The following is a 20,663-nucleotide window of genomic DNA, read 5'->3' as shown; positions in this document are numbered from 1 at the left end:
TCGGTATAGCAGCGCATCTCACGCAGGGCGGACAGCCCCGGCGCTACCCGCGCCCACGATGACGGTGTCGACCTTCATGGGCTCATTCGTTTGCATCAGCCTCAGCCTTGGTGGCGTGCTTGGTGCCCGGCTCATGCTCAGGCGGGCTGTAGGTGGTGAACAGTTTCAGCATCCCCGACCCGGTGTTGCGGAAGTTGTGGAATACGCCCGAGGGCACGATGCCGACATCGCCATCGGCGATGTCCGTTTCCACATCACCTATCCTGGCCACACCTTTGCCCGCGACGAAGTAGAGCAGCTGGTCGTGCCCTTGGTGCACCTCGCCGCCGATCTCGCCGCCCTCGGGGATGGCCATCAGCACCAGCTGCGTCTTGTCGCCGGTCCACAGGACCTTGCGGAATTCGTCGTTTTCGCGGGCGAGGTCGACGACAGGCAGCATCATTTCTTGCGTCTCGGGCATCTATTCGTTCTCCATCACTCAAAGCCACAGGATGGACGTCAGAGATGTGAGCCGTCACTAACCCAAGTCAGTCGGGCAAGCGCAACCGTGAGCTACGCTTCAACTTTCCAGGTTGTTCCGGTCAAAATCAGAAGGAGATCAAGAATGTCCGAACGCGAACAGTACATCGAGAAGGCCAAGGCGCGCATCGACCAGTGGAACGCCGAGATCGACAAGATGAAGGCCAAGCTCGACGAGGCTGGGGCCGACGCCAAGATCAGCTATCAAAAACAGCTCAAAGAAATGCGGACGCAGCGCGACGCAGCCGAGGCCAAGCTGAAGGACCTGCGCGAAGCCAGCGACACCGCCTGGGACGACATGAAGTCGGGCTTCGACAAGGCGTGGGACAGCCTCTCCAGCTCCTTTAACAGCGCCATGTCGCGGTTTAAGGGTTGAGGTTGCCGATGTCTTTGTCTTCCCCGAAGATCCTTTAGCGCCATCGACCCAGTGGCGTCGATTCAGGCTATCGAAAACGCTGAACTGACGGCCGTCGCGGGCGAGGTCCGCGACGGCCGTCGAGGCGATCTGAGATGAGACTGCGCGCCGTCATCCTTACTGCGATTGCAGTCTTGGGGTTCGCCGCATTCGGGGTCGGGTAGTTTGAACTGTCGGTCCTGAACAACACCCAGAGCCTGATGCAGCGCGAGACTCTCAAGGTGCTGATGGCGCGAGCCGCTTAATGAAACAGAACCGGACCGGAGATCGATTATGGTTGAACTGCTCGAAATCACGGCAGACGAGACGAAACGGGTGGTCAAATTGACTGGCGGACCGGTTGGAATCGAACGCCACCGGAACGACATGCAACTCATTGCTGGGTATCTGCAACCGATGGTTCCGATAGACGGCGTTACACCTGTCGGGGAGCTTGAGGTTCTGGACTGCCTGGGAGATGACGACCATGTCGTGGTAGACATGCGCGATCCCGATTGGCGGCTGAAGGGAACGATTCCGGGAAGCATGTCAATTCCATTTGGAGAAGTTGCCGACCGTCTGGACGTGCTGGGATGTGTGCGATCATCCTCAGGTTGGAATTGCGACGCCGCCAAGAAAGTCGTGGCGTTTTGCAATGGCCCGGCCTGCCCTCAGAGTTCGATCGCGATGCACACAATGGTCGACAACGGCTTTCCGCCGGAAAAAATCTACTACTACCGCGGCGGCATGCAAGACTGGCTGGTGCTGGGCCTGACGACACAGGCTTCGGCCGCGTGACCGTGCCCTGCGGTCCTGTGGGGATTGCCGCCGACCTGTCGGCGCGAAGGTTCCGGCAGGGCCGATGGACTGGAGGCGTAAAACTGCGACAGAACCAGAAAGGCTGGCACCCCATGGACCACGATCATCATCGCGCGGCGTCCGACATCCCAGCAGGAGCCGAGACGGCAAAGGACTCGGTCTGCGGAATGAAGCTCGCGGTTAAGCCCGACGGACGACACGCGGAGTTTTAGGGCGAGACCTTCCATTTCTGCTCCGAGAAATGCGAGACGAAGTTCAAGACCGATCCGTCATCATATGCCTCCGGTCACTCTGAACGACCCGACAAGGCCGCTTCGGTCGATGTCCAGTATACCTGCCCGATGCCCCCCGAGATCATCCGCGATGAGGCGGGCGCCTGCCCGCTTTGCGGCATGGCGCTTGAACCGATGAAGCCGACGGACGGACCGAACCACGAGTTGATCGACTTCACGCACCGGATGTGGATCTCCGTGGCGGCGGCTGTCCCACTGATCGTGCTGACGATGGGGCCGATGGTGGGTTTGCCCGTGCGCGACTGGATCGGGCATAAGACCGCAGGATACCTTGAGTTTGCGCTGGCGACGCCCGTCGTCCTTTGGGCCGCCTTGCCGTTCTTCAAACGGTCGTCGAACATGTGGACGCTGATCTCTCTTGGCGTGGCGGCGGCCTATATTTAGGGGTCTATATACTTAACTAGCCGTTAAGCGCGATGAAATAGAGCCGCCGCACGACTACGACGGCGTGTGGATTGGTGTCTATGACACGCGACGGTGTCACGCCGCGATTATCGCGCATGGAGCCGATGCCGTCATACCAATCCGCCGCAGCGGGCGCGCCTGAAAAGAGGACTGCCCTGCGGCAATTGCTCGAAACGAGATCCTGTGTGCAACGCGACGCCTCGGAAGGGCATTGTGGAAGAAATGGGCTGGCTACCATGTCCGAAGTCGGGTCGAAGCTCAAATGACCCACCTCAAGCTTTTCGGTGAGCGGATCATGTCACGATATCCCGACCGCCGGATCGCCGAAATCCCACTCCGCATCGTCATCATTAAACGCTTCTTCGCCCTCGACGGGGCGGAGATCGCCGCGTGTCAACTGCGGCGTAAAGGTCATCCATGCGGCGGCGCAAAATTAGGCCAATTTAGGGTTGGTCGTGACGGACGCAAACGGCGGTGGCCGCCAGTCAGCCGCGCTCACCAAATAGCTGGCGGTTGACTGGCCGCCTTGGCCCATTAGGGCCAAATCTATTCGCTTTGGATCAGTGGATGTCTCCAGCCTTTGCCAGATCACGTTTCATGCGACTGGAATGCCCCCACTGAAGTGGTCCACCTTTTGGGATAGAATTATCCCGTTTTCAGGAGGACGACGAGATGACTGGCAAGCGAGAGAAGCCCGAGGACATTGTGCTAAAGCTGCGACAAGTTGAAGTGCTACAAGGGCAAGGACGGTCAACGGCGGAAGCCGTGCGGCAGATCAGCGTGACGGTTCAGACCTACTATCGGTGGCGCAAGGAGTATGGCGGCATGAGCCGCGATCAACTTAAGCGCTTGAAGGAGCTGGAAGCCGAGAATACCCGGCTCAGACGTGCCGTGTCGGATCTGACGCTGGACAAGATGATCCTAGCCGAGGCTGCACGGGGAAACTTCTAAGCCCTTCCCGCCGCAGGCAGTGCATCGATCATGTGCGACAAACCCTCAGCGTATCTGAGCGCATGGTTTGTCGCACATTGGGTCAGTATCGCTCGACGCAGCGCAAGGTGCCCTGTGGTCTGCCAGACGAAGTACGGCTGACCGAGGACATCACCGCGTTGGCCGAAGAGTTCGGCCGCTATGCATTGCCCGGCAGGCGATGCCTGCATCGCCGAGAGGGGGTATCGCATGATTGCCGGGATGCTGAACAACAGTGGCTGGCATGTGAATCACAAGCGCTTGTCTTGTCTTATAATTTTCCGACGCGGCGGCATAATACTGGGGCTAATGCGCTGCGCGTCATTCGCGGCGCGGATCGCACCCCTCTCGGTCATTTTGGATCGCCCGTGAGTAAGATCACCCTGCCATTTCTTTCAACCTGAACGGATACTTGGGCGCAAGGCCCGTATGACAAGAATAGGTAAAGGAAAAATCATGCAAGATACGGTTGGGATAGATGTTTCGAAGGCAACTCTAGATGCATATTGGCTGTCTGGGAGGCAGCGCCAGATTTTCAACAACGATCAGCCTAGGCTAAAGCGACTTCTTCGCTGGATAAGCAAAGCCAAGACCGCGTTGACGGTTTTTGAGGCGCATGCACTAACATTCAAACTGGACCACCCAATGGGGGCGCTCCAGTCTGATAACTCTCAGAAAAGCGCCGCAGCGAAGCAGAAAAGGTGGCTTCATCAGTTTGCAGGCGTTGGTGGATGATCATAGCTTCAACACTATCATTCATCACACGTCCAGCATGCAGGTGCGAGCTATGGCCGAATTCAGGGTAAGCGTTCAGTCGAGCGCCACGGGGATCTTTGTCCGGGTTTGAAAGCATTTTCCTACAAGGCTTGGGGTTGGGCAAGGCCTGTCGGCCTTAGCCCATGTTGCGGATCAGTTCCGCCTGTCGCTCGTTGGACACGGGGCAGTAGGCGCTAATCGTAGTGACGACGGAGTCGTGGCCAAGGTTCTGCGACCATGCCTTGAACTGCTCCCGCGTGTTACAGATCTGGTCGCCGTATTTCACCAGCGTCTTGCGGAAGCTGTGCGGTGCGAACGGGGGAAGACCAGCGTTGATGAAGGCGCCCTTGATGACCTCGCGGACCTTGCTGGCGTTGCTGTAGGGCTCGCGCATGAGGCCAATTGTGGCGAAGCAACCGTCGACTAGACCCTGTTCGGGTTTGGGGAACAGAGCGTCCTCATACCCGAACAAACGGACCTGCCGCAGATACGTGATCCATTCGGTGAGGCAGTCGAGATAGGCTGCATCGACTGGGAGGAACCAGGTGGTGAATGTCTTGGCAAATTTGGTCTTCACATCACGGGCATCCTGATAGAAACAAGCATCGACCAGATTGATCCGTTTGAGCCGCGCCGACGCAATGGCCCCATCGCGCGCGCCGGTGAGCATCAAGAAGGCAAAGATCGCCCGGTCGCGCTTCTCGATTTGCGTTCCGTTGGGCATCAGCGCGAAAGCATGGCGGCACTGCTCTATGGTCGGGTAAGGCGTGTCCCTGTCAGTGTGGGCGATACGTGAATCCTTACGGTTCAGGTTGAAGTATTCGGCATCGGCGTAGCTGATGCGGGACTTGTATCCCGGCTGACAGGCAAGCCATTGAACAAAGGCCTTCACAAGGCGCAAGGTTCCGTCAATGGTTGCCTTCGACAAAGGTTTGCCCGTGCGGCTGTTGACGTCGGCCTCAAGCTGGCGTTTGAAATTGGTCGCCTGATCGATATGGAACCGCTTGAAAGGCTTGAAGCCGGTGCTCCGCTCGAACCTTAGGATAGCGTCTGCCGCCTTGCCGACGGTCGCATGATCCGCCCGCTTCGCCTCGCGCAGAAAGGTGAGATAGCGGCGCTTGATGCGTTCGTTTTCTTCGTGGATTTTGCGTGTCATTGGATGCCCCTTCTGAAGTGACAACTGCAATTAGGTTTCGATGTATCCTTTAGGCCGTCAGAGCCTACTTGCTGGCGATGTCGAAGATGCGAGCAAACTCAGGAAGGGCGTGGGCGCTAATCATGCGGTTGCAGGTGCCGCCGCAGACCTCGCAAAGGCCTACAAGGCGCGAGATTGTAGCACTCTGCGTGACCTCATCGGCCATCATGCCCATCGGCTGGCGCGGGGCCTTGCAGGACAGGCAGAACAACTCGTTCGGGCCAAGCTTGACCTTCTTGCTTTTGCTTTGATCCGCCAGGAAAGTTTTCAGGTCGTCGCCGACGATCAGAAAGGGGCGATGGTCGCTCAAAACGCGCAGGCCCATCCCTGCCCAGTTGCGGACGGTGCGGGCGGAACATCCTAACACCTCTGCCACTTCAGGGATGCTGTAGCTGCGCGCAGCTTTGATCTTCTTAGCGTTCGGATACTTATACATCTGCAGCATCCTCAACCTCGAACAAGGCTCGGATGTCCTCTGCCTTCCAGACAGTGGTGCGCGGACCGAGCTTATGCGGTTTGGGGAAGCGACCATCTTTCACACCCTGCCACCAAGTCGATTTGGAAACGGGGATCGGGCCTGCAGGTGCAAGGATGGACGACAAGCGGACAAAGCCTGTCCGAGGAAACGATGGGTTGGGCATTTAGGTGCACCTCATAGCGATTGCGTCTGAGGTGATGCTGCCAAGTCCTACCAAGTCTGTGGGCGAACAGTATTTTCGCGAACCGAATAGGGATCTGACCGGACTTATTCCGTCTTAATGCAGGTCCTATTCCTTCTTAATCCGTTCAGAGGGTCTAACATTGTCAAATACCTCATCATCGAGCAGGGTTGCTCCACTCCTGAGATGCTTTCTGATGGTGTCCAGGTTGATGCCCAGACCAAGAAGATTCATTTCTGATTCGATCTCGGTCGGAGTTGGGCTGCGCTCTGCGCTGGGATCATAACCGTACCCTTTCATGGCCAAGGCGATTATCATCTTCAGCATGGTGGACCTTTCCCTAGGGTCTAGCGGTTTGTCGTCAGCAGAACTTGAGCAGCCCAGCTTTGATTTCTTTCCAATGCCGAGAGCATGGTACTTGTCAGCGGCGGCCAAAAGCTGCTGCGGCACGTCCAGTACAACCTGATCAAACCAACGCACCACATCCGACACGCAGTTCTTGCGAGGCGAAGCTTCGCCACCCCAATCGAAGTTGTCTTCGATCAAGGCCCGTCTTTTGTAGTAGTAGGCGAGAACATCATTCTGAACCGGCATCCCGTCGGCCCCATCCAACAGGTCGCCATAGGGTTCATATCCAATGGAAAGCGCGACAGCTTCATCAAGAGACCATCGTTGCATTCGTGCCCAATGCTGAACATCGGCTTCGCGCCCCTCCACGCCAAAGCCGCCCGCAAACCAGACGGGTTCCTGCTGAAACACCGCTTTCAACTCAGCGAGCGTGAGGCGTTCTGACAAGATATGCGTCTCATTGCTGACCTCTCCTCTAAGGTCGAAGCGCTCGAAAAACTCTTCGTCAGTCAGGTCCTGCAATGTTTCCTCACAGACCCGGATCGAGAGGGCCACATCAAAAGCAAAGCCATCAAAGACGTCCGGATGGAACGGCCCCCTGATGTTATGCACTACAGGCTTTCTCCACTTCAGGAGCCTGCCATAGCGACGTTGCAGGATCTTCTTTGTAATGTACGCCCGTGACGGTTCGTTTGACATACGACAACCCTTCTACCGCTAGGAGGGTGATCCTGCCTCCACCTCATCCAAATATCCAGCCCACCAATCGGCCAGCCTGACACGTTCTTCCCAGAACTCACCACGAGCATAGATACGGCGGATCTTGTTGCCATCGACATGGGCCAGTGCACGCTCAATGGCGTCGGGGTTCCACAGCCCGCTTTCGTTGGCTAGGGTCGAGAATGTTGCACGGAAACCATGCGCGGTCATCTCATCGCCATCGTACCCCAGACGCCGGAGCGCACCGTTCAAAGTGTTCTCACTCATCGGCCGCATCACCGACCTGAGCGATGGGAACAGGAAGATGCAATTTCCAGTGATGCGCTTCAAGTCATTCAGCAGGACCAAAGCCTGCGCGGGCAGCGGCACAGAATGCGGAACACGCCTCTTCATTCTCTCGGCAGGGATCAACCAGATCGCCTTCTCCAGATCAAACTCCGACCATTTCGCCTGCCGAAGCTCGCCCGGCCGCTGCGCCAAGATGGCCAGCAACCGCAAAGCGATCCGCGTTGTTACCTGCCCCTGAAAACCGTCTATCGCACGCAATAAGCCGCCAAGATCTTTGGAGTTTGTGATTGCAGATCGGGATTTGACCTTGGGGCGGATAAGGGCATCTCGCAAAGCAAAGGTAGGATCGTGCTCAACGACGCCGGAAGCGATGGCATAGCGGAAAACTGCGCCGATTTTTGCACGCAGTCGTTTGGCGGTCTCATGGTTCCCCTTTGCCTCTACCTTTCTCAGGCAAGCAAGCACCATTGGGGAGGTTACTTCCGCGATGGGTTTATTGCCAAAAGCGTCAATTGCCATGCCCAACAGCCATTCGGTCTTGGCCTTGGTGGCATCTGCACGTCCCTCCTTCTCGGCCTTCACCTTGTAGGCTTCTGCGAGCTTTGCGAAGGTCGCATCCTGCACAAGCAGCTTCTGGCGCTTGCCTTCTTTCTTAACCTCACCGGGATCTTCACCGGCGGCAAGCCTCGCACGTGCATCGTCACGCAGCTTCCTTGCCTGCGCCAAAGAGATCGACGGGTAGGCGCCAAAGGCCAGTCGCTTCTCGCGGCCATTTATCCGGTACTTCATATGCCACAGGCGGGAACCCGAAGTGGCCACCGTCACATACAGCCCTTGGAAGTCAAAAACTTTATAGGGCTTGTCCTTGGGTTTCAGTCTACGAATCTGAGTGTCGGTCAGGGCCATCTGGGGGCATCGCCTTTCTGCTTCAGACGCGATGCCCCCGCAAATGCCCCCAAACTTAGGGAATTCTATCGGACCGGGCCGAACAGCATCGGACAACCCACATCGCTAAAACCTTTTTAAACAAAAGATTTTAGGATGTCTTCGGATTATTTTGGAGAGGAAAGTGGTGCCGCTGAAGGGACTCGAACCCCCGACCCCATCATTACGAATGACGTGCTCTACCATCTGAGCTACAGCGGCTTACGGGGCCGATTTGGCCCTGTTATTTTTAGTCTCATGCCTCGAACCCGTTAGCTTTGAAGCGCTTTCAGCGCAAACCCGCGAGCGAAGAACGAGGCGCACGTCCAGCTATGCCACTGGGTTCATGCGACGCGTTCTTTAAACTGTCAGATTGAATCGTGCAAGTGGGCAATCGTGATCGAAATACGGGTTCGCTTTCTCGGTGGCGTTCCGCAGGATGCCGCGGGCGAGCAAGCGTGGATCGTGTTCCAACGTCTCGCATGCATGGCGCAATCTGAACCCGTCTCGCGGCACTGATGGCTTTGAGATGAATCTCTACAAACCCTAGTGAATCCTTGCTCAATCAGGTAGTGTCCACATCCTACAGCCAATGTTCCAAGTCGAATGTATCGCTCTACGTCTGTTTTGACGCTGAGCCAGATTTGGTCCGATGCGCTGCCCACTGATAGCTTCCTGCGTCAGTGGCTCAATTCGACATCGCAAAACCGACAATGAATTCAGGGGCAAGCCCCCGGAAGTGGACTCTATGTGAACCAGTTAACCTTTGGCGTCATCGCCACATCGCGCAAACAAGATGAGCGCCGCGTGCCCATTCATCCCGACCACCTGTCGCGCCTGAGCGAGGCTTATCGCAAGAAGCTTGTCTTCGAAGAAGGCTATGGCGCGTCCTTTGGTGTGTCAGATTCTGACCTCGCGGCGCTATCGGGCGGCGTCGCCCCACGAAGCACGCTTTTGGCAGAGCTTGGCAATGTGATTATCGCCAAGCCGACATTGAGCGATCTTTCAGAGCTTCGCGAAGGCGGCATACTTTGGGGCTACCCGCATTGCGCCCAACAACGTGCGATCACCCAGATGGCCATCGACCGCAAGCTGACCCTAGTGGCTTTTGAGGATATGTTCGTCTGGGGCCCCTCCGGGCAAGTCGGGCGGCACACGTTTTACAAGAACAACGAAATGGCAGGCTATTGCGCCATTTTGCACGCGCTCAGCCTAAAGGGCATTGATGGTCACTACGGCAATCAGCGCAAATGCATCATCTTCAGCTTTGGGGCGGTCAGCCGAGGCGCGATCTACGCGCTCAAGGCGCACGGTTTCAGAGACATCACAATCTGCATTCAACGCCCCGATCACGAAGTGCGCGAAGAGGTTCTGGATTGTCACTACGTCCGCCTCAGAGAGGGCAATGCCGATGAAGCACGCATGATTATCGTCGAACATGACGGTAGTGAGCAGCCCTTGACCGAGCTGATTTCGCAATCAGACATCATCGTCAACGGCACTTTTCAAGAGCCAGATCACCCGCTGGATTTCATAACCGAGGCGGAGAAATCCTGCCTCAAACCCCACAGCCTGATCGTGGATGTAAGCTGCGATGAGGGGATGGGGTTCTATTTCGCCAAACCGACGACCTTCAAGAGCCCGATGTTCCGGGTCGAAACCTCTGACTATTATGCCGTCGATCATACCCCCAACTACCTTTGGGAAAGTGCGTCACGCTCGATCTCGGCAGCGCTCGTCGTGCACTTGCCAACAATGGTTGACGGGCGCGCCGCTTGGCAGAAAAACGAGACCATTCGACGGGCGGTGAATGTCGATTCCGGCACCGTCGTTAAGCCAACGATCCTGTCGTTTCAAAAACGCGATTTAACCTATCCACATGCCGCTGTTGCCTGAAAGGGCGCTTTGTCGGCCATAGGGCCAACGCCTATCGATCTTGTTGGAGTGCCCCTGGTTTAGATGGCGGGGCCAGTGTGGCGCTGGGGGCATTGGCCGAAGATTCGTGTTTGCCGCGCCGTCCCGCAAACGCCGTCATTCGATCACGCACCTCGTTGAGCGGGCCTTTGTTTGCGCTTGGGCGAAAAGCCCTACTTCCCCGCGTGACGCCCCGTGCGCCTCATGCTAGGCAGAGCCATGAACAAATCCGCCTCCACACCCTCGCGCCAAGAGATTCTCGATTGGCTGAACGACAACCCCGGCCAAAGTGGCAAGCGTGACATCGCGCGGGCCTTTGGCGTGACGGGACAGGCCAAGATCGAGCTCAAGCGGATGCTGCGCGAGATGCAGGCCGAGGGGCTGATCGAGACGCGCAGCCGCAAGGTCCGCGACCCCGACAGCCTGCCACCCGTCACCGTTTTGCGGATGCTGTCCGAGGACGCGTCGGGCGATCAATGGGCCGAGCCTGCCGAATGGTCGGGCGAGGGGCCTGCCCCGGCTGTCCTGTTCGTGCCCAAAGAGGGCGAACCCGCGCTGGCGCAAGGTGATCGCATCCTCGGGCGTCTGACCCCGGTTGAGGGCGAAAGCTATGGCTATCAAGCGCGTCTCATTCGCAAGATCGGCGAGGCGGCCCATCGCATTCTCGGCGTGTTTCGCAAATCGACCGAGGGTGGGCGGATCATGCCCATCGACAAGGGGCTGGCGAATGAATGGCAGGTGCCTGCTTCGGCGACGCTGGGTGCCAAGGATGGCGAGTTGGTCGAGGCTGAACAAACCGGCCCGCGCGCACGCATGGGGCTCCCCAAGGCGCGGGTGATTGAAGTGTTGGGTGATCCGGGCGCGCCGCGTGCCGTTTCGCTGATTGCGATCCATCAGCACGGCATCCCCGATGATTTCCCCGATGCCGTCGTGGCCGAGGCCGATGCGGCGAAGCCCGCCACGCTGGACGGGCGCGAGGATCTGACCGAGCTGCCCTTCATTACCATCGATCCAGCGGATGCGCGCGACCGCGACGATGCCTGTCTGGCGATTCCCGATGACGATCCCAAGAATGCCGGCGGGCATGTACTGTGGGTCGCGATTGCCGATGTGGCCCATTACGTCACGCCGGGATCGGAACTGGATCGCGAGGCGCGCAAGCGCGGCAATTCCAGCTATTTCCCCGACCGCGTGGTGCCAATGCTGCCCGATAGCCTGTCGGGCAATCTGTGCTCGCTGCACGAAAACGTGGATCGCGCGGTTTTGGCCGTGCGGATGAAGATCGACTCCTTCGGGCGCAAGATCAGCCATCGCTTCACGCGTGGCATGATCCGCTCGGTGGCCTCGCTGGAATATGCGCAGGTGCAGGCCGCGCAAGACGGCACGCCGGATGCGAAAACCGAGGATCTGGTCGAGGACGTGATCGCGCCGATCTATGCCTGCTATCAATCCCTGCTGCATGCGCGCGCGCAACGTCAGCCGCTGGAATTGGAACTGCCCGAGCGCCAGATCGTCATTGGTGAAGATGGCAAAGTCGCCTCGATCCAATTCAAGGAGCGCCTCGATGCGCATAAGTTGATCGAGGAATTCATGGTGCTGGCGAATGTCGCAGCTGCCGAGGAACTCGAACGGCTCAAGCGCCCGTTGCTGTATCGCGTGCACGAAGAACCCAGCCTCGAAAAGATCGAAGCTCTGCGCGAGGTGGCGCAGGCGTCTGGCTTTACGCTGGCGAAGGGGCAGGTGCTCAAGACCTCGCATCTCAACAATCTGCTCAGCCAATCCGAGGGCAGCGAATTTGACGAACTGCTCAATATGACCACGCTGCGTTCAATGACGCAGGCCTATTATCACCCGCTGAATTACGGGCATTTCGGGCTCGCGTTGCGATCGTATGCGCATTTCACCTCGCCGATCCGGCGCTATTCCGACCTGATCGTGCATCGCGCGCTGATCTCCGGGCATGGCTGGGGCAAAGACGGGCTGAGCGCGTCGGATATCGAGCATCTCGAAGAGACCGCCAAGATGATTTCCGACACCGAGCGGCGCTCGATGGCAGCCGAACGCGACACCACGGATCGCTACCTCGCTGCTTATCTCAGCGAGCGCGTGGGCAGCGAATTTACCGGCCGGATCGCGGGGGTGCAGAAATTCGGCGCCTTCGTGCGGCTCGATGAGACAGGGGCCGACGGGCTGATCCCGATCCGCGAGATCGGGCGCGAGTTTTTCCATTACGACCGCGACGCTCAGGAATTGGTAGGCTCGGAAACCGGGCTGACGATCACGCCGGGGTTGCGCGTCACCGTGCGCCTTGCCGAGGCCGTGCCGATCACCGGCGGGCTGATGCTGGAACTGCTCGACATCGACGGGCAAGATATGCCCTCGGGCAAGCGCAAAGGCCGCCGACCGGGCACCCGCCCGCCGCGCAAGGTTGCGCGCGGGGCATCAAAGAAGCGCGCCATTGCGCGCAAGGTCAAACGCACGCGCAAACCCTAAGCGCTACAGCATCCATTCGATCGGCAGGCGCTGGGCAATCGCCAGAAACACGCGATGCGTCCAGGGCACGCCGGGCTCACGCTTCAACTCGGGCTGGCCGGGGCGCGACCAGCGCAGTTGCTGCGCCCGGCCCAGCCGCACCCGCCACGCCCGTTCGGGGATGAACTGCGCGAAACTGTCGGAAATCTGCGCGGCGATTTCGGGCGCGGCGATCACCACGCCCAGTTCGGTATTTAACCGCATCGAGCGCGGATCAAGGTTGAACGAGCCGATAAACACCCGCGCGCGATCCACAGCAAAAACCTTGGCATGCAGCTTGTTGCGCGAGAACGGCGAGGTGCCCTTGATCGCGCTGCCCATGAATTGCCCTGGGCGCATCCCGCGCGCGTGTTCGGCCTGCGCATCAGGCGCGTATTCGTAAATCTCAAGCCCGGCGCGCAGCATTGCGCGGCGGCGATGCGCGTAACCCGAATGCACGATCGGCACGTCGGTCGCGGAATAGGAATTCGTGAGCACCTTGATCGCCACGCCCGTGCGCGCAACCCGGCGCAGAAACCGCACGCCAGCGCGCGTCGGTACGAGATAGGGGGTGATCAACACCAATTCCTGCTTGGGTTGGCCCAAAGCGCGAATCAGATATTGCCACAGCAATTTGCGCCCGCGCATCATGCCTCGGATCTTGGCAGGGTGATCATAGATCAACTGAGCTTCGGCAAGGATCACCTCTGCCTCGGGGTCAAGGATGCGGTGCGCGCGCTCGGGCTCGCTCAGCATGTCGCGATAGGCGCAGACCTCGGGGGAGCTCAGGCGGTTTTTTTCATCGCGCAAAAGGGCCTTCGCTTCGGCCTCGGGACACGTCCCAAGCATCAGATGCGCCGGGATCGCGGAATGTGCGTTCCAATAGAGATCGAATTGATCACATGTTGTCGCCAAAATGGGGCCCGAAACGGCCACATCCAGATCCATATAGAGTCCGGTTTCCGAGCGTGGATCGAAATAGTCACTGCCGATATTGCGCCCCCCCAAAATCGCAATCCGACCATCCACGATCATGGCTTTATTATGCATCCGGCGATTGAGGCGATAGAAATCAGACAGATAGCCAAGCACGCGCGCGCGCCGCAACGGAAACGGGTTGAACAGCCGCACTTGGATATTTGGCATCTGATCGAGTGCGGCCAAAATGCGATCCATCCCCGCGGTGCCATTGTCATCAATCAACAGCCGCACCCGCACCCCCCGCGCGGCTGCCTTGCGCATGGCCCCAAGCATCAGCGCCCCTGCGGTATCGTTCTGCCAGAGGTAATATTGCAGATCGAGCGAGACCTCGGCGGCACCGATCAACTCCAGTCGCGCCGCGAGGGCGTCAATCGGATCGGTCAGCACCTGCACCGCCGTTTTCTCGGCGGGGGCGTTGGCGAGACGCGGCTGCAGCGCCCGCGCTACCGCGCCACTTTCGGGTGCGATCAGGGTCTGCGCCTGCGCAAATGGGCCACGCGGGCGGCGATGTGACAGCCGCGCAGCGATCAGTGTCAGCGCGATCAACACGATCACGCCCGCCAATAGGGCCCATAGGACCAAATGAATCAGGTCTCGTTCCATATGAGTGCAATGTAGGTGGATCAGGGCGTTAGGGAAGTGTGGCGTTGCAGATGCAGCAAATGGCCGCGCGTGCCCCTACAATTATTTGATATGAGAGAGATATGCTTTTTCTGCATAGCAGCATGAACTGGACACACGCGCCGAGTCACGCCATGTGCCCACGCAGGGAGTTACGATATTTTAGGAGCGAACATGAAACGCACCATCTCTTGGGGTGTCTGTGCCCTGTCATTGCTTGGCATGCCTGCGATTGCGCAGGCCGGTCATGTTGAGAAACTCAAACTCGGCGAAAGCAAAGTGCTTGCCAGCTATATCGGCGGCGATTGCAACGGCCCTGCGCCAAGCTTCAAAGACATCGAAGCGCTCCTGCCGGACTCAAAGCTGGTCGTCTATTCCGATGGTGGTGTTGGCGCGCTGAACAGCCAGCGTTGCGGCGGTCAAATCGAAGGGCGCCAAGTGCTTGCGACCGCGGTGAAGCCCGGCACTGAAATCAAGATTTTTCAGGCCAGCCGCGTCGGCGTCAAAGTCGACTGATCGCGCTCGGATGTGATCTGAAATGGGAAAAGGCCGGGGCGTTTTGTGAGGCAGCTCGCACTGTAGGACATGGACGGCGATTTTCATCGTCACCCATGCTATTTTAGCGGTTGCCATCGTCAGGGTCTGAACCCTGCTCAGAGCCCAAATGTGACCTCGAGTTTTCTCGCCATCTGCTCGCAGCGAAGTCGCGTCTTTTTTACATTGACGCCAAGTTGCTGCGCCGCGGGCAGAGCAGATTGGTCGCGCTGCGCGGCAGGGATCTGACGGTGAAGCCATCACATGCTTCGGCACCAGCCACCTCTATGCGCCCTGTGATCTCCGTCCGGGGCCACTTCTTCCACTGCTTCATTAAGCGGATTACCAGACATCCTTACGAGTTGACGTCAGGCCGGCACCCAGTCAACGAAGGGCGGTCTTTCTGCACATCGACCAGGTCATCAGTCACATCTAGGCAGTAGACCAGATCGCGCATCCGTTCGGCGACTTCACGGAAATAGCCGGGCCGCGTGGCAGGGTCTTTCGGAAAATAGAGCCGCGCCTTGAGGCGGATGCCATCGTCTGGCGGATAGGTCGCGTAAACGATACAGAGCCTCATCTTTTCGCGCAGGTTATCGACGCTGCAAGTAACGTCGAATCCGGCGTCGGGCGATTGGGGAATATAGTGCAGCCTGTTGGGGAGTCTTGTCGGATCAGCGACCGAGACAGGAGAGCCAAAGATAAGGTAGCCCGGCAGGTCGTAGCGCGGGTCAAGTCTATCGCGGCGGAGGGGTGCGTAATACATATTGATTGCCTCCGCATTCTTCGACGCTGGAAGCAACGCGAGTTCGACATGGATGACTGTGTCCTTGAGCACTGGGTCTGCTTCTATGATCTTTTCGATCCACTGAACCCGCCGCGGCGCGAAGAAGGGCGGGTCTACGCTCATCGTATTGGGCACTTCGCCGAGCCAAAAGGTTCGCGTCGAAAGCTCTACCGTCTGCGCGGTTTGCGCGATCACCGGACAGCCGGCTAAAAGCCCACATAGTATAATCATTGTGAACCGACCCAGCATGCGCATCGCGCCGAAGTCAGGATCCCCGTAGCAGTTCAAGTATGTTTTTCCCGGCACTGCGGGGCAATATTGTGCAAGCGTTAGGTTTTTGAGGCTCTGCAACGCGTTTGATCCTTTTGTCTGCTGGGTCAAAGTCTTGCACTGCCTCCGATATTGGCCGTTTTGGCTGCACAGGACATCAAAGAGCAAAATGGCTCCTTCGCGCGGGAAGGTCGAGCTTCCCACAGGAGTATCCTCTAAATCAGTAAAATCAGCCGGAAATATGACCGAAAATCAAAAACCTGCCGACCCGAAGGCCGACAGGTTGGATAGGTCTATGTCCAACAGTGCAAAATGCCTCAGGCGTTTTGCCCGGCCTTTTTTATTCGCCCGCCTTTGTGTCAGCCGATTGCGGCGGCTTTCACGTCTTCGTCGATATAGGGCACATATTGCGCAAAGTTGTCGGCAAACATCTGCACCAGCTTTGCGGCTTGTGCGTCATAAGCGGCTCCGTCATCCCAAGTGCGGCGCGGATCGAGCAGCACATCAGACACACCGTTGACCGCGACAGGAACGTCAAACCCGAAATTCACGTCTTTGCGGAACTCGACGTCATGCAGCGAACCATCAAGGGCCGCCGTCAGCAGCGCGCGGGTTGCCCGGATAGGCATCCGCGACCCGGTGCCAAACGCACCACCGGTCCAGCCAGTGTTAACCAACCAGCACGACGCACCAGTATTGTGGATCTTCTCTTGCAGCAGTTTGCCGTATACCTCAGGGCGGCGCGGCATGAAGGGCGCGCCAAAACAGGTCGAGAAGGTCGGCAGCGGCTCGGTCACGCCCACTTCGGTGCCTGGCGTCTTCGAGGTAAAGCCCGACAGGAAATGATACATCGCCTGCGCCGGGGTCAGTCGCGCGATCGGAGGCAGCACGCCATAGGCATCACAGGTCAGCATGATGACGTTTTTCGGCTCACCACCCAAAGACGTCGGCGACGCGTTCGAAATGTAGTGCAGTGGATAGGCGCAGCGCATGTTGTCGGTCAGCGAGTTGTCCTCGAAGTCCAGCTCCAGCGTTTCAGCGTCATAGACCATGTTTTCAACCACGGTGCCAAACATCGAACAGGTGGCGTAGATTTCGGGCTCGGCCTCTTTGCTCAGATTGATCGTCTTGGCATAGCAGCCACCCTCAAAGTTGAAGATGCCTTTTTCGGACCAGCCATGTTCGTCATCGCCAATCAGGATGCGCGAGGGATCAGCCGACAGCGTGGTTTTGCCGGTGCCCGACAGGCCAAAGAACACAGCCGCATCGTCGGGATCGCCAATCGCGTGGTTGGCCGAGCAATGCATCGCCATCACACCCTTGCCGGGTAGGATGTAGTTGAGCAGCGAGAAGACGCCCTTTTTGTTCTCACCCGCGTAGGCGGTGTTACCGATCAAGATGATCTTCTGATCGAAATTGAGCGCAATCACCGTTTCCGAGCGGCAGCCATGACGTGCAGGATCGGCCTTGAAGCTGGGGCAGTTGATGATCGTCCACTCGGGGCTGAACCCGTCCAACTCGGCGCGCTCGGGGCGGCGCAGCATCGTGCGCATGAACAGACCGTGCCAAGCCAATTCGGCGACAAGGCGCACATCAAGGCGATGCGCAGGATCGGCCCCGCCATACAGGTCCTCAACGAACATGTCGCGACCCTTAAGATGGGCAAGCATGTCGGCATGGAGACGATCAAACGCCTCGGGCTCCATCGGCTGGTTGTTTTCCCACCAGATCGTATCTTCCACGCCGGGCGTGCGTACGACGAATTTGTCTTTGGGCGAGCGCCCGGTATGAGCGCCGGTGGTGCAGTAAAACGCCCCGCCTTTGCCCAATGTGCCTTCGTCGCGCTTGATCGCTTCTTCGATCAGGGCTGGTTCCAGCAAGTTATAATAGACATTTCCCAGACCTTCGATTCCTTGATCTTCAAGGCGTTTCGCCGGGTTTACACGTCCGATGTCCATTTTTCGCTCCCCATGCCGTCGTGCGGCGTTCATTGGGTTCCTCCCGGCATCCCGGGGCCTCGGGGTGCCGATCCAAGCAACAATGTTACCCGGATGGCTCGCCTATAGCATGACAATTTCATGATGGAACAGGAAGCATTGGCGCAGTTAGCGCAACCATTTGCAGGTTTAGCGCCACCATCGCAAAATGTCGCCTCAAGGTGAGGTAAATTAGTCAAACCTTCGGTTTTTTCGACTCAGATGATTCGGGAAACGGGTGTGATTCGCACATCTTGGTTGATTTGCGTCCGTCAAATGCAGATGATGTGGCCAATAACAAAAGAGCAGCAATGAGGGAACGGGCATGTCAAGGATCGCTCTGGTCGACGATGATCGCAATATTCTGACTTCGGTGTCGATGACACTTGAGGCCGAGGGATACGAGGTCGAGACTTATAATGACGGTCAGGCCGCATTCGACGCGTTTAACAAGCGCCTACCGGATATGGCCGTACTGGATATCAAAATGCCGCGGATGGACGGGATGGAGCTTTTGCAAAAGCTGCGCCAGAAGACCGCGATGCCGGTGATTTTTCTGACCTCGAAAGATGATGAGATCGACGAGGTTTTGGGTCTGCGCATGGGTGCGGATGACTACGTTAAAAAGCCATTCTCGCAGCGCCTTTTGGTCGAACGGATCCGCTCACTTCTGCGCCGTCAGGATGCGATCAGCACTGGCGAAGTCGCAACCACCGAAGAGACCAAGGTCATGGTGCGTGGCGGGTTGGAAATGGATCCGCTGCGTCATGCTGTGACTTGGAAAGGCAATGATGTTACCTTGACGGTGACTGAGTTCTTGTTGCTTCAGGCACTCGCGCAACGGCCCGGGTTCGTGAAGTCGCGCGATCAATTGATGGACGTGGCTTATGACGATCAGGTCTATGTCGATGACCGAACAATTGACAGCCATATCAAGCGTTTGCGCAAGAAAATGCGCTCTGCTGATGATGAGTTTTCGGCCATCGAGACGCTCTATGGCATCGGCTATCGCTATAATGAAGAATGACGTGAGGCGCGTATGAGCATCGCGGGGAGAATTGGGTTGGGACGCGCACGCAGCACCAAGTCTAGGTCTTTGGGCGGGGATGTGATCCTTGGCGAAGATTGGGTTGGCCCGGAAGGTGTGGTTGACGAAGATCTGCGCAAGGGCCGCGCCCGGCGCGGTTTTATCGCTTTGAACCGCTCGCCTTTGGCGCGCAAGATCATCACCTTCAACCTGCTTGCGATGATCGTTCTGGTCGTAGGTGTGCTGTATTTGAACCCCTTCCGCGACACGCTGGTGATGCAGCGTGAAAGTGGCTTGGTAAATGAGGCGCAGCTCGCCGCCGATGTGTTTGAGGCGCAACTGCCCAAAGGCGCGCCGGTCAATCTGGCCGCGGGCGATGGCATCGATCCGGCTGCGACCATCGCGGGGATCGAGCTTCCCGATGGCGCTGACCTTTACCTGTTTGATCCCGGCGAGGCGCTGATTGGCACAACCACGACCGGTGATCGTGCCCCGGTCGAGCATGTCGACGGCCTGCAAATGGACCGGCGCACAACGCTTTTAACGGATTTTCTGAGCCGGATCTGGAACGGCATCTCGAATGTGATTAGCCGCCCGGGCACTGACACTGGCGATACGGCGTTGGACATGGTGCGCCAGATTGTGCCCGCCGCTCTGAATGGACGCACGCAAATTTCTTCGCAGAAAAACGCGGCAGGGGCGACGATCTTTGCTGTCGCAACGCCCATTCGGCAAGGGGATCGGGTCGTAGGCGTCGTCGGGCTGACCTCAATTGCCGGGCAGATCGACGCCTTGGTCAGCGTCGAGCGCGAGCAGGTGATCCAGATGTTCGTGATCGCGATCATCGTGTCGATTGGGCTCAGCCTTGTGCTGGCGTCGACGATTGCCAATCCGATCTCGGATCTTGCTGCTGCTGCCGAAATCGGGCGTGAGAAAAATGCGCGCAAGATGTCTCCGGCACGGGTGCGTATTCCGGATCTGACCGGGCGCCCGGATGAAATTGGGCGGCTGTCCGGCGCGATGCGCGGCATGGTGGCGGCGCTCTATGACCGGATCGATGCGAACGAACAATTCGCCGCCGATGTGAGTCATGAAATCAAGAATCCGCTCGCCAGTCTGCGCTCTGCCGTAGCCTCTTTGCGCATGGTCAAAAAGGAAGAGCAGCGTATCAAGCTGCTTGATGTAATTGAACATGACGTGCGCCGCCTCGATCGTCTGGTAAGCGATATTTCAAACGCATCGCGCCTTGATAGCGAGCTGGTGAAAGAGGAAGAAGAATCGTTCGACCTCGTCAAAATGGTCAGCAATCTGGCGGAATATCTGGGCCAAGAGGCGCGCAAGAAAGGCGTTGATTTCATCATCGACCTTCCCGCGCAGCCAATCCAGATTTCCGGTCTCGAGGCACGCTTGGCGCAGGTGTTCGTCAATTTGATTACCAATGCGACCTCGTTCTGCGAGGATGGCGATGCGGTGCGGGTCTGGGCACGTCGGCGCGACAACCGCGTTCTTGTCGTGGTCGAGGATACCGGCCCCGGCATCCCGCAAGAGGCGCTGACCAAGGTCTTCAAGCGCTTTTACTCGGAACGTCCGGTGGGCCAGTTTGGCGATCACTCGGGGTTGGGTCTGGCGATCTCCAAACAGATCGTAGAGGCGCATGGCGGCGTTATCTGGGCCGAAAATATTCGCCCGACCGATGCCGACCTGACGTCTGACCCATTGGGGGCACGCTTCGTCGTCGGTCTCCCGGTCTGAT

The 20,663-nt window shown here is 58.1% G+C and carries 16 protein-coding genes, 1 tRNA gene and 3 pseudogenes; 10 read left to right on the top strand and 10 right to left on the bottom strand.

Features of this window, described 5'->3' with window-relative positions; translation table 11 throughout:
• Positions 1-82: 82 nt before the first annotated feature.
• Positions 83-460: a cupin domain-containing protein gene (locus AB4874_RS16650; RefSeq protein ID WP_368392819.1), complete on the bottom strand. Its 378-nt coding sequence runs from the start codon at positions 458-460 to the stop codon at positions 83-85.
• A gap of 144 nt (positions 461-604) precedes the next feature.
• Here AB4874_RS16650 and AB4874_RS16645 point away from each other — a divergent pair, with 144 nt between their 5' ends.
• From AB4874_RS16645 to AB4874_RS16625, 5 genes and pseudogenes are all read left to right on the top strand, one after another.
• Entirely contained in the window at positions 605-895 is a 291-nt protein-coding gene (locus AB4874_RS16645; protein ID WP_368392818.1) for a sll1863 family stress response protein, read from the top strand.
• A 312-nt stretch (positions 896-1,207) separates the two neighbouring features.
• The gene (locus AB4874_RS16640; RefSeq protein WP_368392817.1) at positions 1,208-1,711 is read left to right on the top strand and encodes a rhodanese-like domain-containing protein; all 504 of its coding nucleotides are present in this window, start codon (positions 1,208-1,210) and stop codon (positions 1,709-1,711) included.
• Positions 1,712-1,824: 113 nt separating this feature from the next.
• Positions 1,825-2,406, top strand: a pseudogene (locus tag AB4874_RS16635) (heavy metal-binding domain-containing protein); the annotation flags it as partial.
• 76 nt (positions 2,407-2,482) lie between these two features.
• Positions 2,483-2,815, top strand: a pseudogene (locus tag AB4874_RS16630) (IS5/IS1182 family transposase); the annotation flags it as partial.
• A gap of 287 nt (positions 2,816-3,102) precedes the next feature.
• Positions 3,103-3,696, top strand: a pseudogene (locus AB4874_RS16625) (transposase); the annotation flags it as partial.
• Between the two features lie 595 nt (positions 3,697-4,291).
• On the opposite strand, the gene AB4874_RS16620 reads toward AB4874_RS16625, so the two are convergent.
• From AB4874_RS16620 to AB4874_RS16595, 6 genes are all read right to left on the bottom strand, one after another.
• Complete coding sequence (locus tag AB4874_RS16620; RefSeq protein WP_368392816.1) at positions 4,292-5,311, bottom strand: tyrosine-type recombinase/integrase; 1,020 nt, start codon at positions 5,309-5,311, stop codon at positions 4,292-4,294.
• 64 nt (positions 5,312-5,375) lie between these two features.
• Positions 5,376-5,786 carry a helix-turn-helix domain-containing protein gene (locus AB4874_RS16615; RefSeq protein ID WP_368392815.1) on the bottom strand — a complete coding sequence of 137 codons (411 nt, stop codon included), beginning with the start codon at positions 5,784-5,786 and terminating at the stop codon, positions 5,376-5,378.
• Complete coding sequence (locus tag AB4874_RS16610) at positions 5,779-5,991, bottom strand: helix-turn-helix transcriptional regulator (RefSeq protein WP_368392814.1); 213 nt, start codon at positions 5,989-5,991, stop codon at positions 5,779-5,781. The genes AB4874_RS16615 and AB4874_RS16610 overlap by 8 nt, the downstream gene beginning before the upstream one ends.
• Positions 5,992-6,117: 126 nt before the next feature.
• Positions 6,118-7,056 carry a hypothetical protein gene (locus AB4874_RS16605; RefSeq protein ID WP_368392813.1) on the bottom strand — a complete coding sequence of 313 codons (939 nt, stop codon included), beginning with the start codon at positions 7,054-7,056 and terminating at the stop codon, positions 6,118-6,120.
• An 18-nt stretch (positions 7,057-7,074) separates the two neighbouring features.
• Positions 7,075-8,271 (bottom strand): tyrosine-type recombinase/integrase, encoded by a 1,197-nt coding sequence (locus AB4874_RS16600; RefSeq protein ID WP_368392812.1) that lies wholly within the window; start codon positions 8,269-8,271, stop codon positions 7,075-7,077.
• 164 nt (positions 8,272-8,435) lie between these two features.
• Positions 8,436-8,511, bottom strand: a tRNA-Thr gene (locus AB4874_RS16595).
• 528 nt (positions 8,512-9,039) lie between these two features.
• Between AB4874_RS16595 and AB4874_RS16590 the strand changes: the two genes are divergently transcribed.
• Together AB4874_RS16590 and rnr are read left to right on the top strand one after the other, a co-directional pair.
• Positions 9,040-10,185, top strand: a complete 1,146-nt coding sequence (locus AB4874_RS16590) for a N(5)-(carboxyethyl)ornithine synthase (protein WP_295530172.1) — start codon at positions 9,040-9,042, stop codon at positions 10,183-10,185.
• Between the two features lie 237 nt (positions 10,186-10,422).
• Complete coding sequence (rnr, locus tag AB4874_RS16585; RefSeq protein ID WP_368392811.1) at positions 10,423-12,696, top strand: ribonuclease R; 2,274 nt, start codon at positions 10,423-10,425, stop codon at positions 12,694-12,696.
• A gap of 3 nt (positions 12,697-12,699) precedes the next feature.
• On the opposite strand, the gene AB4874_RS16580 is transcribed toward rnr, so the two are convergent.
• A complete protein-coding gene (locus tag AB4874_RS16580) occupies positions 12,700-14,277 on the bottom strand; it encodes a phospholipase D-like domain-containing protein (RefSeq protein ID WP_368392810.1) in 1,578 nt (525 codons plus the stop codon).
• Positions 14,278-14,490: 213 nt separating this feature from the next.
• On the opposite strand from AB4874_RS16580, the gene AB4874_RS16575 reads away from it, so the two are divergent.
• Entirely contained in the window at positions 14,491-14,832 is a 342-nt protein-coding gene (locus tag AB4874_RS16575; RefSeq protein ID WP_368392809.1) for a hypothetical protein, read from the top strand.
• A gap of 373 nt (positions 14,833-15,205) precedes the next feature.
• On the opposite strand, the gene AB4874_RS16570 is transcribed toward AB4874_RS16575, so the two are convergent.
• Together AB4874_RS16570 and AB4874_RS16565 are read right to left on the bottom strand one after the other, a co-directional pair.
• Positions 15,206-16,111, bottom strand: a complete 906-nt coding sequence (locus tag AB4874_RS16570; RefSeq protein WP_368392808.1) for a hypothetical protein — start codon at positions 16,109-16,111, stop codon at positions 15,206-15,208.
• Between the two features lie 155 nt (positions 16,112-16,266).
• The gene (locus AB4874_RS16565; RefSeq protein ID WP_295530157.1) at positions 16,267-17,865 is read right to left on the bottom strand and encodes a phosphoenolpyruvate carboxykinase; all 1,599 of its coding nucleotides are present in this window, start codon (positions 17,863-17,865) and stop codon (positions 16,267-16,269) included.
• A gap of 343 nt (positions 17,866-18,208) precedes the next feature.
• On the opposite strand from AB4874_RS16565, the gene AB4874_RS16560 reads away from it, so the two are divergent.
• Complete coding sequence (locus tag AB4874_RS16560) at positions 18,209-18,910, top strand: response regulator transcription factor (protein ID WP_368392807.1); 702 nt, start codon at positions 18,209-18,211, stop codon at positions 18,908-18,910.
• 12 nt (positions 18,911-18,922) lie between these two features.
• Positions 18,923-20,662, top strand: a complete 1,740-nt coding sequence (locus tag AB4874_RS16555) for a sensor histidine kinase (RefSeq protein WP_295530151.1) — start codon at positions 18,923-18,925, stop codon at positions 20,660-20,662.
• Position 20,663: the final 1 nt, after the last annotated feature.

Source organism: Thioclava arctica (assembly GCF_040892615.1).
Lineage (GTDB): Bacteria > Pseudomonadota > Alphaproteobacteria > Rhodobacterales > Rhodobacteraceae > Thioclava > Thioclava arctica.
This window is presented reverse-complemented; position numbering and strand designations above follow the sequence as displayed.